The organism is Candidatus Magnetominusculus xianensis (assembly GCA_001541255.1).
Taxonomy (GTDB): Bacteria; Nitrospirota; Thermodesulfovibrionia; order Thermodesulfovibrionales; family Magnetobacteriaceae; genus Magnetominusculus; species Magnetominusculus xianensis.
In genome coordinates, this window is record LNQR01000063.1 from 16,546 (window position 1) to 31,799 (window position 15,254).

Consider the following 15,254-nt stretch of genomic DNA (forward strand, 5'->3'; position numbering starts at 1 on the left):
TTATTATACCTCCATATCGGTGAGATTAGACTTCTGCATTTCAGTTAATATCTCAGAGGGTTTCATCGCCTTGCGGCACTTTGAGATGTCTCCGGTGATATATTCGGCAAGCTCTGCCCATCCCTTTTTCCCCAGATAGCCTATTGATGTCTCGTGAGTGAATAGTATGAGTGGAAAGCCCACTATCGAGCAATCGTCCATCAGGCGTTCCAGTCTTTTTATGATTACCCTCACTGGGGCAAAATACATATCAGGCGGCTTGAAAAGCCTTATCCCATAAAGAAAATCTGTCGAAGACGACTCCCTGACGTGTAATTTATAGCCCCGCGGGCTGTTCCATGTGTCGAAATGCTTCTTTATGCCTGTGTGATAAAATAAAGACATGTCATCGGAGTATCGTGTGATGTGATAGTTGATATTGTTATACGGGAAACTCTCAAATGCCTCATGCGGCGCTGCCGTGAATTGCTCGCCAGGTAAAAAGGGTGTGATTATATAGCGTATCCCGCGTCTCTGAAGATAATCCAGCGCTGCCTTTCCAGTTTGAAACCCGTGGGCGCTCAGGACAGTGGAGCGTTTATCTGACGGTATATCAGAGAAAAATTTGTCGTAGTGTCCGAAATATTTGTCCAACTGGTCAGCACTGTACTCACCACCTTCCCAGTTCATGTATATCAGCTCTGTTTTTTCCATCGGGGTGTATTTGTAATGTGAGCAGGCGTGAGCACATACCTCGCCGCATTTTGGAAGCAGTTCGTTGTAAAATGTCTCTCTTGCGGCATTTATATCCACCGCAAGAAGGGTTTTATTGGCAATATCACATAGGGGCAGCAAAAAATCAAACCCGCAATCCCCAATCACATCATCAAACCTCATCGAAAACGTATCAGCCCATTTGTGGTGGCGGAGTTTCATCCCCGTTACAATTTCTATACTCCTCCAAAACCAGTCAATATGCCTTAGCTTAAAAATCGACAAGGGGCTGTGTTTATCGAACAGATTAATGGTTGAATAGACGATTCTCTTTCCCCCTGTCTCTTCATAAATGACTATAGGTATGCCGTTTACGAGTATCAGTACGTTGTCGTCATTTGCGCCATATGTATGAACAGGCAGCTCTATCTGTTTCTTTACAGTTGTCTCTGCCTTATTAATTCTATGAGAAAAATACTTATGACTATACGTTATTGAAACAGTCTCTTCGACTGATTTCATATATCCCCTGCCGCTGGCGTACATCCCTGAGAAATCCACGACACGGTCAAACCTCTTTAGAATCCATTCACTGAACAAGGGGTCATTGCAGTCACCGTTAAAATAGACATGGCCTGTATCTGGAATTGTATCTTGAATAGTAGTGGCGGGGTGGGCAGCCGCCACGTCGATGCCGAAAAATCTCAGGATTGGTTTAAAGTATTGCTCGGCATCTTCAGGTATGGAGTAAGACAGTTTCAGAAAAACTCCGCATAGGTTGACTGCCAGTCTGAACAGTCCCTGCACATATCGGGCAGCTCATCATATCTGTTTTCAGTGTGCATTGCCCTGTACTGTTTAAGGACGCCGTTCCAGACCTCTTTGACGGTCTTTTCCATAACGTTTCCACATTTTACTTTGCAGTGGACATCAACTGAACACAGGGTGGCCTCGCCGTCGGCACAGATATTGATATTCCTGACAAGCCAGTAGCACGGCTTGCGCGTTACAGTCTTGTTGTCCCTGAGGTTGGGGGCATCTACAAGCCCTGCCCAACTGACCTTCGGGCGGATTTTTACGGCTACACCTTCGTTTGTCCAGAAGCGTCTGAACTCCTCTGTTTCATTTGCATTATATTCGCTTACGACAAATTGCACAAAGATTTTTTGTCTGCTGTTACCGTGTTTTATCAATAGATCGCGGTAGGACTGCACATTTTTGACAGTCTTTTCGTAGTTGCCGCCGACTCTGATTTTATCATATGTCTCTTTGGTAATAGCGTCGATTCCTACATACATAGCGTCAAGACCGGCCTCAATAAGCGGCAGCGAACGCTCCGGCGTCATAAGTACACCGTTTGTGTTGAGTACCACATCGGTAAGCCCTTTGTCCTTTGCGTATTGTATCCTGTAGGGCATGTCATCGAGGAGAAACGGGTCTCCAAAGAATATCTGCCAGATTCTCGCGTTTGGGTTTTCAATGGCCGTCTCGTCTATTATCTTTCTGTAGAGGGCTATGTCCATTTTCTGAATTGGCCTGTGACTTTTCATGTTTTTATGGTCGCACATAGAACATATCAGATTGCAGGCATTATAGTTGTCTATCAGCAGGACGGCAGGATAGTCCACCGCCTCGGCAGTTCGTGTTACCTTGTCTATGTCGCTTATGTATGTCATTGACCGCTTCCCCGTTTAGTGATTATTGAGCGTACAGTGTTTATAATATAGTCCTGTTCTTCGTCCATTAATTTTGGATATAGCGGCAGTGTGATAGTGGCTGAACCTATTTGCTCTGCTACGGGGAAGTCCCCTTCCTTATAACCAAAACGCCTTCTGTAGTAGTCCAGCAGGTGAATGGGGCGGTAGTTTACGGCAACCCCAATACCCGCATCCTGCAGTTCGGTAAGCATCTCATCCCTGTTGGCAACACCAATTGTGAATATGTGATGGGCGTGTTTTGAATTCGGGACTTCTGCCGTGAGTCTTACGCCGCTCAGGTCTTTGAATGCCTCTGTGTATTTTTTAGCCTTTTCGTCCCGTTTGGCCCAGAGCTTCTCAATTCTCTCTAGTTGCCCGATTAATAGCGCGGCCCTGATGTTGTCCATATTGCATTTCCAGCCAAGCATGGTCATATCCCAGTGGGCGTATTTTTTTGTGTATCGTTCAGCCGCTGATTTATCTATGCCGTGGAGCCTGAGCATGTAGAGCAGCCTTGCCTTTTCGTCATTGTTAGTGGTGATTGCCCCGCCCTCGCCGCTGGTTATATTTTTAATCGTGTAGAAACTAAAACACGCGGCATCTCCAAGCTCGCCGACCTTTACGCCGTCTCTTTGGCCCTCGACACAGTGGGCACAGTCTTCGATGACGATTAGTCCGTGTCTGTTGGCAATATCCCTGATTTTCCTCATATCGCACATCTGTCCATAGAGGTGGACTGGCATGATTGCCTTTGTCTTCTTTGTAATCTTCGACTCTATAAGTTCGGCGTTTATGTTGCCTGTGCCCTCTTCGACATCGACAAACACTGGGACAGCGTTGACGTATAGGATTGCATTAGCAGTTGCACAAAAACTCATCGGCGTAGTTATCACCTCATCACCTTCACCTATTCCCCATGCAACAAGACACAGGTGAAGTGCCGCAGTACAGCTCATAACGCCAATGGTGTGGCTTGTGCCCAGATATTGCGAGAATTTCGTTTCAAATTCACTTACCTTCTGACCTGTAGTCAGAAACAGGGATTTTAACACCTCATCAGCTGTGTCTATGTCAGAACTCTCTATGTTGTGTTTGTAGAAGTCTATCTTCATTTATGATAACCGTCCTCAGAATAAGAATATCGGCATTGCCCTACATTAACTTAAAATAAAAACCGGTTTTTTGTCAACATGGCGGTATTTGTCTCTTAAAATCTCAGGGTTTGTAAATATATGTGTAAATAATGTTAATATAAGGGTATTCTTATGGCTAAAAAGACAAGGGATACGGTTAAGGTTGTCGTAGATGTCAGGGAGAATGCCGCTGCCGCATTTTTAAAGGCCAACTACGTAAAAATACTTTTATTGGCGTTTGTCATTTACGGGTTTTCTCTGCGGGCATATCATATTGACTATGTAAGCATAGGGCTTCATAATCTTAAGGAAAATCAGCACCTGAGCGAGGCCCTGAATTTCTACAAAAAAGGCATTTCCATTCACAGGGAGGTGTTTTTTCAGGCGGCAGACAAGGACATCCCCTACTATGAGGAATACCCGCAGTTCCCGCTGATACCATATATAGGCGTGCTGCTTTGGAAGATATTCGGAATCAATTTCTGGACGATGCGCCTGCAGATTATCTTGTTTTCTCTGGGGACTATACCGCTTTCCTATCTGGTTACAAAGAAAATCACCGGAGACGATGTCCTGTCTCTTGTAACAGCAGGGTTTATGACCATTATGCCGCTCAACGTGTTTTTCGGCAGGAATATCCAGCCGGAGAGCCACTGTCTGTTTTTACTGCTCGTGTTTTATTATTATTTTATCAAATGGTCTGAGGACGCGGGGGGGCGTAGCGCCCTGTATGCCGGTGGCGCTCTGGCTCTAATCGGGCTATTAAAGATTTCATTCTTGGTTCCGGCCCTTGCAGTACTGCCTGTTGTCCCTTACAGACGTACTTTAGACGATATTAAGTCTATGAACTTCAGGCCATACCTGGGGTTTTTAGTCTTCCTGATTCTGCCGCTTTACATATGGATTACCAAGCTGACAAACGTAAATGAGTCCCTGACAGAAGGCTCTCTGCATAATATCAAGCCCTTTGCCCCGTTTACGCCTCAGTACTGGAGTACAAATGCCTCAGCCTTAATATCCTTCTGGATAGATAACTACTCTGCACAGCTTGGGACAGTTATGTTTTTGGGGTTGCTTGCCCTGTTATTTGCAAAAGGCCGAACGAGGAGTTTTTTCCTTTCATATCTGGGCTCCTTTGTTGTTTATATGATGATATTTAGTCTGTATTTCTATCAGCACAGCTACTACCAGATGCCTTACGTGTATTTGGCGGCGTTTTCCATGGCGTTTGTGTTTCACCTGCTGTTTACAGAACTAATCAAGGTAAAATACTTAAAATATGCATCATTTTTAATTCTTATTTTGAGCCTGTCACCCGTAAAGGCCAGCATCACACGTCACTATGACAGCCAGTTTCTGGGCACAGATGTAGCCGGTGAATATTTAAAGTCACATACGGACAGCGCTGACAGATTTTTAATCCTGGCTACGGCGCAAAAACTTGCCACCTGTTACTTTGCTGAAAGGTTTTGCTTTGCCCTTCCCGGTGACGAAGAATCAGTAAAGAAATTCGAGAAAAAATTTAACTCAAAATATATTTTCATCTATAATAATTCTATGCAGGAGGCCATGTCGCGCGAGTCGTGGAATTATATTTCGAATAACTATAAAATCGCTCAGGCCGGTATAATCAACACCGGTCAGTCAGCCGCTGCAGGGGATAGCGGCTTTAGAATCGCATACCTGCTGCTGGTTAAGGGCGGTACATTCTCTACTAGTATATTAGATGGCAAGGTGCCTGAGTTGAAAAAATACTACGAATTCAGCTACGCGAATTACCCGTTTTATATCATAGAACCTGAAAAATGATTCCTTCCCAAACGAGGCTTGCCGACATTGCTATGGTCTTTGCCATAGTCCTTGCCGGTGTAAAGCTGACATATGGATTAGAACGGTTTTTAGATATTGGGCTTTATGACGAGAGCGTTTATTTGTACAAAGGGGTTATGCTTGCCTCTTTGGGGATTCCTCCTCCGGACTCAGGCCCGCTTTATAAGGCATGGTATTGGTTTCTTTCCCTGTTTATCGATGACAATATTAAGCTCTACTATTTGAACTACAGGATTATGTCGATTGCCCCAACTGTGCTTTTTTATTGTCTGCTGCGGACTTATCGCACTCCCATAGCCGTTTCTCTGGGGATAACTTTTTTTTATCTCATCTCGATGGGTAATCTGGCCGTGTGGCCGAAGCCCTCGCATTTTGCCCTTGCTATGGCGTTAGCTATGTTTACGATAAAAAGACATATCCACTCAAACTCAACATCGGCGTTGTTCTTAGCCGTAGGGACACTGCTTATGTCATATGCAAGGCCGGAGTTTTTTCTGTCATATGTGCTGTTCATTGGGTTTTATATCGCTTATGCCTTAGTAAAAAGACACACGATGGTGTGGAAAAAGGATATTAAAGCATTGATTTTAGTGATAGTGTTGAGTATTTCCCTTTTTTCATTAATAGGAGTGCCGGGTTCGGGGGAGAATAACCGCTCATGGAATGCCTTTGGGCAGCATTTTTCTCTAAACCTAAGCAAGTGGGAACGCGTAGACAAAAACACATGGACTGACTGGGAGTCAATTGTTAAAACACCCTTTGGCTCTGCCAATTCTGTTGCCGGGGCATTCGTAAATAACCCCGCAGCGGTTATAAAACACGTTGCGTATAATGTTATCGGGCTTTCAAACACACTGTTTGGGGTGTTCTTAATGCACTTTAATATTATCTTGCCAACGCGAACAGGTGCAAAATTCGTTATGGAGGGTTATATGCTTGCTGCGCTGCTAATCGGGGCAGGCATTTACTGTCGAAAACCGTTAGCCCAAAACTTTAGAAAGAACTTCAGCGAATCAAAAATAATCATACTGTTTTCGTCGTTTATCTGCCTGCCGTCTCTGATTTCTTTGATAATAATATATCCGCGCTATCACTATGCGCTGATTGTGGGGGTGTTTATGGCCTTCACAGCAGCGGTTGTTTTCAGCCCAAAGGCAGCACCGCAAGACCAGGCTGACAAAAAGACCTTGATTTCATATGCCTTGTTGTTTGTTTTTCTCACCCCGTATAGTGCTCCAAATCCACACTTTAGCTACTCATCAGGTAATGGGCAACTGCAAAACGTAGAGACGATAAAGTTCATCAGTGCACTTAACATATCAAAGCCCGTTAACATGCTGGAGGCCGAGGGCGGAGTATCCTATTATCTTGGGCGCAACTACGCCTGGATTGCCGACTGGAGTAAGGACACAGGATTTTATCAGTTTCTAAAGGACAATGCTATTAATATGATAGTACTCTCAGATGCGCTCTACAGGGATACCCGTTTTGCCAGCGATACACAGTGGCTTGAATTTCTTTTAAATGTGCAAAACTATGGCTTTATAAGAGTCAATATTCCCGGCACAATGAGACAGTTGCTGGTGCATGAGGCTCTGGTGAGGCACTCTAACCCATGAAAAAATTAAACAACTATACAGCCATAACCATAACGATTGCAGCAGTTTTATCAATCCCAATCCTCTTTGCCCCCTTAAGCGGCAGTCTTGATGATTCGTGGAAATTTGCGATTCACAAGGCAAGATTAACCGGCCTCATCTTTGGCACTGATGTGGTGTTTACATTTGGGCCGCTTGGTTATCTTACATACCCGTTATATATAGACAGGGGGTTGTGGCTGCATACGCTTTTATATACAATGCTCACACAGTTGTTGTTTTGGGGGGCGATATATTGGTTTCTAAAGAGGTACAGGGCAGGGCTGCTGAGTACGATTTATACTGCTGCGGCAGTAGTAGTGTTTATGCAGGGGGTGATTGAGGCGTATGGCAGAGCGGGGGAGGTGTATAATTATTTTTATTTATTTTTACTGTCTTATGGCTACGTACTAAAAAAGGAAAAAAATATACCGCTGCTTGCTGTAATTGCGCTCGTGTCGTCGATGTTCTTTTATATAAAATTTTCCTTTGGACTATCTGTGTGTTGTATGTTTATGACTTTCACTGCGTTACTTGCTATGGAGAGGCGCTATAAGGAGGCCGCCTCGGGCGCTGTCATGTTTCTTATGTTTACGGTTATCTCAGGGGCAGTCATGACGGGCAGCCTGGGGGCGCTTGGTGCGTTTTTCTATAATTCATGGTCGATTGCCGATGGATATGTTGACGCAATGGCGGTTGACGGCCCTGCGTGGAAGCTCTATGCGGCCATTTTTGCATGGCTGGTCTATGGGGTGTTTCTTTTACGAAGTAGAAAGAATTATAGCGATATGCGTTATCTTGTCCTTGCCCTGGGAGCTCTTTTCATAAACTATAAGCATAGCGCCGGTAATGGTTCTATCTTCGAGTGGGATTTTTTTGTGACATGGGGACTGGTCTTTACCCTTTATTATGTTAAGAAGGCAGATGACGGCAACCGCATAAGATATGCAGCCCTTGCAGTGTCTTTAGTGCTTGTTGTCCTGCCTGTAGTTGAGTTTAAAAATAAGGCTGCCCCGGTGAAGCAGATATTAAACTCAAGGGTAAATCAACTAAAAATTGCTGGTGAATTGATAAAGAACACTAACCCTTCAATGCCTTATGAGCTGAACAGGCAAGCCCTTTCTGAGTATTATGTGCTGAGTCCCATGACATTAGACCTGCTCAAAGGTCATACAGTGGATATTTATACAGTTGACGCAGCCCTGGCCTGGTACTACGGCCTGCGGTGGCGACCACGGCCAGTATTCCAGTCATATTCAGCATATACGGCCTATCTTGATTCATTGAACGAAAGGTCTTTAAGCAGTGCGCCGGAGTTCATATTGTATGCTCAAAAGGAGTTTGACGGCAAGAGCGCCATACTCTTTGAGCCTGCCACGTACAGAAGAATCCTTACCGATTACCGGGCAGTTGTCAAAGACGGCATATTCTGGGTCTTACAGAGAAGAGGTGTGATTGAGCCTGCTGCACAGGAGGGCGTTGGTGCAGTGTCAGTGCCGCTTGGTGGCAAGATACCATTCAACCTTGACGGCAGGTATCATACATTTGCAAGGGTGTACGTTACATATAACATCAAGGGTAAAATCATCAGGTTATTATACAGGGCGCCCAGTATTTATATTGAATTTCATCGGGCCGGGCATCCTGTAAGAAGATATAAGTTCTGTTTTAACGCTGTAAATGGAATTAACCTCGATCCCTTCATAGACAGCGCCGGTGCAGCCGCAGCAGGCGAATTTGCTATAACGACGCCATATCCCGGGTTTTTCGACAAATCAGTGACGGTAGAATTCTTCAGGCAGTTAAAACGATGACTGATGTCTTTATAACAGTATTGCTAAAAAAGTTTTAACAGCCTTGACAAAAATTGCTAAACCGGTTATAATCCTAATTCAATAAATAACGGTAGTTAAAGGAAATAACTATGGGTGGAGCTTATACAACATATCATCCTCATAAGATTAAGAGGAGACGCAAGCACGGGTTTTTGCATCGCATGAGTACCAAGGCCGGACGTAAGCTGATTAATCGCAGGAGGGCAAAGGGACGCAAGAGCTTAAGCGCCTGAGCACGTTAGAAAGCCTTAAGAAGAGTTTTGAGTTCAAATACGTATTTCGTAACGGCAGGCGTTATAGGGCTGCTCACCTTGGGGTTTATATCTCAAACGGTAAAAAGAGTGGAGTAAGGGTCGGCTTGGTCGTCAGCAAGCGCGTCGGTAATGCAGTTGTAAGGAACAAGGTGAAGCGCCGCTTTCGTGAGGCGATGAGAAATCTTGCTGTCTTAGACGGCTCAGGCACACCTTTGGATATCGTTCTGCTTGCCGGGCCAGATACACCTCAGGCCGCCTACAGTGAGATATATAGTGAGTTGCGCGGTGTGCTTGAGAAACACTATGCGGCATTGAGAAAATATGGCAGCAGGGATGCCCCATGAATGTAATTGATGCCATCACTCAGGCAGCCGAAGATGATACGGCATTGAAATGAAAAGGGTAATCTTATTTGCAATATGGCTTTATAAGGCGGCGGTATCGCCGTTTTTGCCGCAGAGCTGCCGGTTTGCGCCGTCGTGTTCAGAGTATGCAGCGGCAGCCGTAGAAAAGCATGGCGCCCTGAAAGGCTTTAGTATGGCCGTCTGGAGGCTCTTAAGGTGCCATCCCTTTAGCGAAGGCGGTTATGACCCTGTTAAGTAGTTCTTTTTAGAAGGATACTTATAGGTTTCAAAAATATGAATATAAGGTAAATTATGGAAAAGAGGGCGCTTGCTGCAATCGTACTGTCAATAACGATCTTGATGTTGTACCAGTATTTCTATGTCAATCCGAAGGTTAATGAGGCTGCAAGGCGTGCTAAGATTGCTGCCGATGCGGACAATAAGACAAAGCCGTCTGTTGCTGCCTCAACAAAGACTGAACCGTCTGTACCCGCAGGGCCGCCAGCCCAGTCACCCGCTGCAATGCCGCCAGCCTCTCAGACAGCGACAGGCACGGCAGCTATTCCCACCGCTGCCCCTGATGACAGAGAGGCAAAGACCATCAAAGTGGATACCCAGTTGTATACCGCTGAAGTTTCCTCCATAGGTGGTGTTATCAAATCGTTTAAGCTCAAGGACTATAAAGATAAAGACGGCAAAGAGGTCTACCTTATAGATAAAAATGCAAAATTCCCGGCCCTTGCTTCAGGCTTCAATACTGAATTTACATTTATGAAGGCCGCCTTTAACACCTCCTCATCGGGCAGCATCACCCTCACGGGGCAGGAAACCAGACAGTTGACCTTTGCCTTCGACTACAACGACATCCATATAAAGAGGACATATACATTTTATGGCGACAGCTATAAGGTAGGACTAAAGGACGAGGTTGTCGGCATAGACGACTATTATATAACCACCGGCAGTGATTTCAGCTCTGAGGGGGCAGACAGCTACGGCGCTCATAACGGCCCTGTAATCCTCAAGGATATGGATAGAATAGAACTCGATACAAGCAGCAAACTTGACGGCATAAAACTCTACGACGGCAATATCAAGTGGATAGCCCAGGAGAATAAGTACTTTTTTGACGCCATAGCCCCGTTGACCCAGACAAAAGGCGCTCAGATGTGGAATATTGGAGAGACTTCGATACTTGGCGCCATTAAGACAGGAGCCGGTACTAATGAATTCATGTTCTACGCCGGTCCAAAGAAGTACGAGGTACTGAAATCCATTAACGCATCGTTTGAGCATATTGTAGATTTCGGCTTTTTCTCTATCATAGCGAGGCCGATTTTCTGGCTCCTGATGTTTATCAACAAATTCATTGGCAACTTCGGATTGTCTATCATATTGCTTACTATTGTCATAAGGATACCATTTATCCCATTGATAAACAAGGGGCAGTCGTCGATGAAGAAGCTCCAAAAGGTGCAGCCGATGATGACTGAAATCAGGGAGAAATACAAGAAAGACCCACAGCGTATGCAGCAGGAGCTGATGGCGCTATACAAAAAACACAAGGTAAACCCAATGGGTGGATGTCTGCCGATGCTTGTGCAGATACCGGTGTTTTTTGCCCTCTACAAGGTGCTGCTTGTATCAATAGAACTCAGGGGCGCCCCGTTTATGTTTTGGGTTACTGATCTTTCGGCCAAGGACCCGTACTATGTGCTTCCGGTTATCATGGGCGGCACGATGTTCCTGCAGCAGAAGATGACGCCTACCACCCTGGACCCCATGCAGAACAAGATAATGATGTTTATGCCTGTTATATTTACGTTTATGTTTTTGAGTTTCCCCTCAGGACTGGTTCTCTACTGGCTGATAAGCAATCTCCTGAGCATAATTCAGCAGGCGTATATAAACAAGAAAGCTGAATGACAAAAAAACACTTACGCCCGGTATCTTAATAAACAGGGTAATGGACGTCATCATATGCCATATAAATGCCGACTTTGATTGTCTTTCCGCTATGGTTGGGGCGAAGAAACTCTTCCCTGAGGCGAGGATAGTCTTCCCCGGTTCTCAGGAAAGACCACTAAGGGAGTTTTTAAAGGCATTTCCTGTAGAAAATTCAAAGGTAAAAGAAATTGACATGTCCATGGTTACCCGCCTTATTATTGTTGACACGAAAGACCCAGAGAGGATAGGCGATTTTAAACAGATAATAGGGAGAAAGGGGCTTCAGACATTTATCTATGACCATCACGCACGCCGCCCCGGCGATATTACAGGCACGGTTGAGACCATTGAGGAAATCGGGGCAACGGCAACCATGTTCACAGAGATATTACGCTCAAAAAACATCTTATTAACCTCAATAGAGGCGACCATCTTGTGTCTGGGAATATATGAGGAGACTGGTTCTGTACGTTTCTCCTCTACGACAGAGAGGGATGTGCTTGCCGTGGCGTATCTGCTTAGGCGCGGGGCTGACCTTAATATTGTCTCTACATTCATAAGGCCGCAGCTCAGCAGAGATGACCTTGAACTCTTAAATGAGTTATTGGCATCGCTTACAGAGGTCATAGTCCATGGAGTCAGGGTGAAGATAGGCACAGCCGCAAGGGAAAACTACTCAGGGGATGCGGCATTCATAGCCCACGGGATAATGGATGTGGAGGACATAGACGCAGTGGTACTGATATTAAACATGGGCGGGCGCACACTGCTCATTGGAAGGAGCCGCGTGTCAGAGCTAAACATAGCCGACGTAATGCGCCGGTTTAACGGCGGGGGGCATCCATCAGCGGCCTCTGCATCGATAAATGAAACAATTGCAGATATAGCAAAGGAAATGGTAATAAATTGCCTTCATGAGCTAATCAGACCTGAGAAGACGGCAAGGGATGTGATGACAAGTCCGGTTATAACCATTGATTGGGACTCGACGATTAAGGAGGCCGGGGCACTGTTGACGAAATATGAGATAAATGTCCTGCCGGTAGTCAAAGACGCGCAATACGTGGGGCTGATATCAAGGGAGATAGTGGAAAAGGCACTCTTTCACGGTTTCAGGGCAAGCAAGATAGATGATTTCATAACAACTGATGCGATTATGAAGCCCCCTGATGCAGCTATAGGAGAGATAGAGGCTGCAATGGTAGAGAGCAATCAGCGATTTTTACCAGTTATTCATGATGACCGAATAGTAGGGGCGATTACAAGGACAGACCTGCTGCGCTCACTCTATGAAGGGCACATTAGGAGGAGCAGGCTAGAGCAGACCCACTATGAGAGTAAGCATCCTGCCGGAAGGAACCTTGCCGCTGTGATGCGTGAGCGTTTCCCGACATACGTGTATAAGATACTTCAGACATCGGCAGAGGTGGCGGAGGAGACAGGGGTGTCGGCCTATCTGGTAGGCGGCTCAGTGCGGGATTTACTCAGAGGGGAGCAGAATCTTGACATAGACATAGTGATAGAAGGTGCAGGGGCCGGGTTTGCCTCAGCGCTTGCAAAGGTATTAAGGGGAAAGCTCAAGACACACGAACGCTTTCAGACCGCTAAGATATTTGATATTAAGTTATATGATTGCGGTGATTTTTCAATAGATATAGCAACGGCGCGCACGGAGTACTATGAAAGTCCGGCGGCGCTGCCGCAGGTTGAGATGTCATCGATAAAGAAGGATTTATACAGGAGGGATTTTACAATAAACACGCTTGCCGTATTTCTGAATAAGAGGGATTTTGGGCGGTTGATAGATTTTTTTGGAGCGCAGCGTGATTTAAAGGAAAGGACAGTGAGAGTGCTGCACAATCTGAGTTTCATAGAGGACCCGACGCGGGCATTTCGGGCGGTGAGATTTTCCGAGAGGTTTGATTTCAGGATAGGTAAACACACAGAGAGATTGATAAAAACGGCAATCAGGTTTAATCTGTTTGAGAAGCTCTCAGGGGCGCGCCTGTACGACGAGCTTCTGTTGATATTCAGGGAGGCCGACCCGGTGAAGGCCCTGAGGAGGCTTGATGGGTTTGGTCTGCTGAAGGTGGTGCCGCTCAGGTTTACGAGGGAGTCTGCAGTTGTATTTCAGCGGTTGAGGGAGAGCATTGCGTGGTACAACCTGCTGTTCAGGGAAGAGAAGATTGATATAGGGGTGTTATATCTGATGGCGTTGATTGCGCCGTTACTGGATGAGGCCCGTGAGGCTGCCCTTCGGAGGCTCTCTACACCGGAGGCAATAAAAAAACACATCCTGACCGGATTAGCCAGGCTCAATGAACCATTCTATTATCATGACCCTGTTTCGGTGTACAATCACCTGACAGGTACATCGTTAGAGACCGTAATATATTTGATGTCAATCGCAGAAAATGATGAAAAGAGAAAATCAATATCCAGGTATCTGACAGAACACAAGGGCATGAGACCTGCACTTAAGGGTGACGACCTGAAAGGCATGGGGATTCCCCCAGGCCCGTTGTACTCAGAAATATTTAAGGCCATACTGGAGGAAAAACTAAGGGGGGCCGTCAGCACAGCCGAAGAGGAAAAGGCCATAGTAAAAAGCCGTTATTTAGAGTTATTTCGGTGAGCGTGCTTGGCATAGGAAGAGTTGAAAATTATAGGTATGCTCTTCACTTCAATTTTAATTACCTGTCAATTTTTATACCGGTCAGTATTGGATGTGTCCCTATTACTCCTGCTATAAGCAAAGGACATGGGTGTTGGACTATGTCACTGATCGACCTTTTTCCCCTCTTTCCAGCGTCCAGATTCCTTTCTGCCATCGGGGTAGTAATAAGTACCTTGGCCGTCTTTTGAGTCGTCTTTCCACTGCCCCTCATATCTTTCTCCGTTTGTATAAGTCATCGTACCCTCACCGTTTGCCTTCCCATTTATCCATTGGCCTGAGAATATGCGGCCATCGGAAAAATTCATAGTTCCACGGCCTTCCGGTTTGTCACCTTTCCATTGGCCTGTGAATTTGTTGCCATTTTTAAAAATCATCGTACCAGTGCCTTCTCTTCCGCTGTCTTTCCACTGTCCTTCATATTTATCCCCGTTGGGATAGATCATTATCCCATTACCCTGGATTTTGTCATTACTAAAATCACCCGAATACTTATGACCGCTGGTGAAGGTCTTTTCACCGCGACCGTCCATCGTTCCATCTATAAACCTGCCAGAATATTTTTCTCCATCGCGAGAGGTGTATGTTCCCTGGCCGTTAGGTTTATCGTTTTTCCACTGCCCTGAGTACTTAGCCCCATTGGGGAAGGCTATTGAGCCCTGTCCATTTTTTACGCCATCTTTCCACTGTCCTTCATACTTGGTCCCGTTGGCTATAATAAAAGTTCCCTGGCCGTTCTTAACACCGTTTTTGTGTTGGCCTATGTACTTATCGCCGTTGGGAAAGACAGATGTTCCCTTGCCGTTAACGCAGTTACCCTCTGTACATGCTGAGTCTGCTTGCGCATGAACGTCAGGACAAACTATCGGGGACAGCAATACCGCTGTTACGATAAGAGATATAATTGTTTTATTCATTTTAGCTCTCCTCTTCGGCTCCACATAGACGACATTAGTAGTAATAATGGACATATTTGTTCAACGACAATTATTATTATTTTATAAGGGACACATCCTATTGTGATTTAGCGCTTAGACTAAATAGGATGTGTCCCTATTTTCAATATTTTACGCAATAGCCTCCTTTTTGTCAAGCATTTTTTAAGAATAAAAGGGACACATCCCAATACTGTCCGGTATAGAAATTGCTTGGCGGAATAATACGCGGCAATGAGGGATATCGAGATTTTAATGTAACCTAACGGGTGATG

The 15,254-nt window shown here is 45.4% G+C and carries 12 protein-coding genes; 8 read left to right on the forward strand and 4 right to left on the reverse strand.

Annotated features, from left to right (window positions below; all coding sequences use genetic code 11):
• Nucleotides 1–3: 3 nt before the first annotated feature.
• The 3 genes from ASN18_RS08840 to ASN18_RS08850 are packed head-to-tail and all read right to left on the reverse strand — an operon-like array spanning nucleotide 4 to nucleotide 3,502.
• The gene (locus tag ASN18_RS08840) at nucleotides 4–1,500 is read right to left on the reverse strand and encodes a hypothetical protein (protein WP_085052384.1); all 1,497 of its coding nucleotides are present in this window, start codon (nucleotides 1,498–1,500) and stop codon (nucleotides 4–6) included.
• Nucleotides 1,452–2,369 carry a radical SAM/SPASM domain-containing protein gene (locus ASN18_RS08845; RefSeq protein ID WP_085052385.1) on the reverse strand — a complete coding sequence of 306 codons (918 nt, stop codon included), beginning with the start codon at nucleotides 2,367–2,369 and terminating at the stop codon, nucleotides 1,452–1,454. Before ASN18_RS08845 ends, ASN18_RS08840 begins: the two co-directional genes overlap by 49 nt.
• Nucleotides 2,366–3,502 (reverse strand): DegT/DnrJ/EryC1/StrS family aminotransferase, encoded by a 1,137-nt coding sequence (locus ASN18_RS08850; protein WP_085052386.1) that lies wholly within the window; start codon nucleotides 3,500–3,502, stop codon nucleotides 2,366–2,368. The genes ASN18_RS08845 and ASN18_RS08850 overlap by 4 nt, the downstream gene beginning before the upstream one ends.
• 153 nt (nucleotides 3,503–3,655) lie before the next feature.
• Between ASN18_RS08850 and ASN18_RS08855 the strand changes: the two genes are divergently transcribed.
• From ASN18_RS08855 to ASN18_RS08890, 8 genes are all read left to right on the forward strand, one after another.
• A complete protein-coding gene (locus tag ASN18_RS08855) occupies nucleotides 3,656–5,332 on the forward strand; it encodes an ArnT family glycosyltransferase (RefSeq protein ID WP_085052387.1) in 1,677 nt (558 codons plus the stop codon).
• Nucleotides 5,329–6,972: a hypothetical protein gene (locus ASN18_RS08860; RefSeq protein WP_157072902.1), complete on the forward strand. Its 1,644-nt coding sequence runs from the start codon at nucleotides 5,329–5,331 to the stop codon at nucleotides 6,970–6,972. The genes ASN18_RS08855 and ASN18_RS08860 overlap by 4 nt, the downstream gene beginning before the upstream one ends.
• Entirely contained in the window at nucleotides 6,969–8,804 is a 1,836-nt protein-coding gene (locus ASN18_RS08865) for a hypothetical protein (RefSeq protein WP_085052389.1), read from the forward strand. Before ASN18_RS08860 ends, ASN18_RS08865 begins: the two co-directional genes overlap by 4 nt.
• 110 nt (nucleotides 8,805–8,914) lie before the next feature.
• The gene (gene rpmH, locus ASN18_RS08870) at nucleotides 8,915–9,058 is read left to right on the forward strand and encodes a 50S ribosomal protein L34 (protein WP_085052390.1); all 144 of its coding nucleotides are present in this window, start codon (nucleotides 8,915–8,917) and stop codon (nucleotides 9,056–9,058) included.
• The gene (gene rnpA / locus ASN18_RS08875) at nucleotides 9,055–9,423 is read left to right on the forward strand and encodes a ribonuclease P protein component (protein WP_085052391.1); all 369 of its coding nucleotides are present in this window, start codon (nucleotides 9,055–9,057) and stop codon (nucleotides 9,421–9,423) included. Before rpmH ends, rnpA begins: the two co-directional genes overlap by 4 nt.
• A gap of 49 nt (nucleotides 9,424–9,472) precedes the next feature.
• Nucleotides 9,473–9,682, forward strand: coding sequence for a membrane protein insertion efficiency factor YidD (yidD, locus tag ASN18_RS08880; RefSeq protein ID WP_085052392.1), 210 nt, complete (start codon nucleotides 9,473–9,475; stop codon nucleotides 9,680–9,682).
• Nucleotides 9,683–9,735: 53 nt separating this feature from the next.
• A complete protein-coding gene (gene yidC / locus ASN18_RS08885; RefSeq protein WP_085052393.1) occupies nucleotides 9,736–11,349 on the forward strand; it encodes a membrane protein insertase YidC in 1,614 nt (537 codons plus the stop codon).
• 40 nt (nucleotides 11,350–11,389) lie between these two features.
• Nucleotides 11,390–14,005 (forward strand): CBS domain-containing protein, encoded by a 2,616-nt coding sequence (locus ASN18_RS08890; RefSeq protein ID WP_085052394.1) that lies wholly within the window; start codon nucleotides 11,390–11,392, stop codon nucleotides 14,003–14,005.
• Between the two features lie 143 nt (nucleotides 14,006–14,148).
• Here ASN18_RS08890 and ASN18_RS08895 read toward each other — a convergent pair whose 3' ends face one another.
• On the reverse strand, nucleotides 14,149–14,961 hold the full coding sequence (locus ASN18_RS08895; protein WP_236861625.1) for an MORN repeat-containing protein: 813 nt from the start codon (nucleotides 14,959–14,961) through the stop codon (nucleotides 14,149–14,151).
• Nucleotides 14,962–15,254 lie beyond the last annotated feature (293 nt).

Bases quoted from the DNA above. Each gene is read 5' to 3' on its own strand.
- ASN18_RS08845 (WP_085052385.1), bottom strand. From the start codon at position 2,369: ATGACATACATAAGCGACATAGACAAGGTAACACGAACTGCCGAGGCG.
- ASN18_RS08850 (WP_085052386.1), bottom strand. From the start codon at position 3,502: ATGAAGATAGACTTCTACAAACACAACATAGAGAGTTCTGACATAGAC.
- ASN18_RS08855 (WP_085052387.1), top strand. From the start codon at position 3,656: ATGGCTAAAAAGACAAGGGATACGGTTAAGGTTGTCGTAGATGTCAGG.
- ASN18_RS08860 (WP_157072902.1), top strand. From the start codon at position 5,329: ATGATTCCTTCCCAAACGAGGCTTGCCGACATTGCTATGGTCTTTGCC.
- ASN18_RS08865 (WP_085052389.1), top strand. From the start codon at position 6,969: ATGAAAAAATTAAACAACTATACAGCCATAACCATAACGATTGCAGCA.
- rpmH (WP_085052390.1), top strand. From the start codon at position 8,915: ATGGGTGGAGCTTATACAACATATCATCCTCATAAGATTAAGAGGAGA.
- yidD (WP_085052392.1), top strand. From the start codon at position 9,473: ATGAAAAGGGTAATCTTATTTGCAATATGGCTTTATAAGGCGGCGGTA.
- yidC (WP_085052393.1), top strand. From the start codon at position 9,736: ATGGAAAAGAGGGCGCTTGCTGCAATCGTACTGTCAATAACGATCTTG.
- ASN18_RS08890 (WP_085052394.1), top strand. From the start codon at position 11,390: ATGGACGTCATCATATGCCATATAAATGCCGACTTTGATTGTCTTTCC.
- ASN18_RS08895 (WP_236861625.1), bottom strand. From the start codon at position 14,961: ATGAATAAAACAATTATATCTCTTATCGTAACAGCGGTATTGCTGTCC.